Source organism: Streptomyces sp. CO7, from assembly GCF_053474865.1.
The window spans coordinates 226,543-227,232 of record NZ_JBRIOU010000003.1 but is presented as its reverse complement, the minus strand read 5'-3'; the positions used below and the strand labels follow the sequence as shown (position 1 = coordinate 227,232).

The 690-nt window shown below is 77.2% G+C and carries 1 pseudogene; it reads right to left on the bottom strand.

Features of this window, described 5'->3' with window-relative positions:
* Positions 1-81: 81 nt before the first annotated feature.
* Positions 82-690 (bottom strand): annotated as a pseudogene (locus tag ACOV8S_RS10915) (polysaccharide deacetylase family protein); the annotation flags it as partial.

Here is a 690-nt window from a genome sequence, read left to right as displayed (position 1 = left end):
CGGCGGCGGGCCCGCGCCCTCGCGGGGGGGCGCGCCCTCGCGGGGGCGCGGGCCGGCCCTCAGCCGTCAGCCCGCGTCGTGGGCCCCGCCGCCGGCCCCGTCCCCGCGCTCGGTCTCGTTCCCGGCCTGGATCTCGTCCTCGGGCGCGACGGCGCGGCCGGTGTGGGGGCAGATCATGCCGCTGCGCAGCCCTTTCGCCCGCAGCACCTCGCCGATCCGCGGGATCGCGGCCAGCGTGCTGGGCGGCCAGTCGTGCATCAGGACGACCTGCCCGTCGGTGAGCCGGCCGACCGCCTCGACGATGGCCTCGGCGCTCGCGTCGTCCCAGTCCCCGGTGTCGACGTCCCAGCAGACCTCCGTGAGCCCCGCCTTCGCCACCACGGCCGCGAGGGTCTCGTCGGTGTCCCCGTAGGGCGGGCGGAACAGCCGCGGGGTGCCGCCGCCCGCGGCCGCCAGGGCCTCCTGCGTGCGGGTGATCTCGGACTCCATCTCCGCCGGCTCCAGCCCGGTCATGTACGGGTGGCTGTAGCTGTGGTTGGCGATCCACATCCCGGCGGCGGCCTGCGCCCGCACCAGGTCCGGACGCTCGGTGGCGTGGTTCCCCTGGTTGAACATGGTGGCCCGCAGCCCGGCCTCCCGCAGGGCGTCCAGGAGGGCGGCCGTCCGGTGCGACGGCCCGTCGTCGAAGGT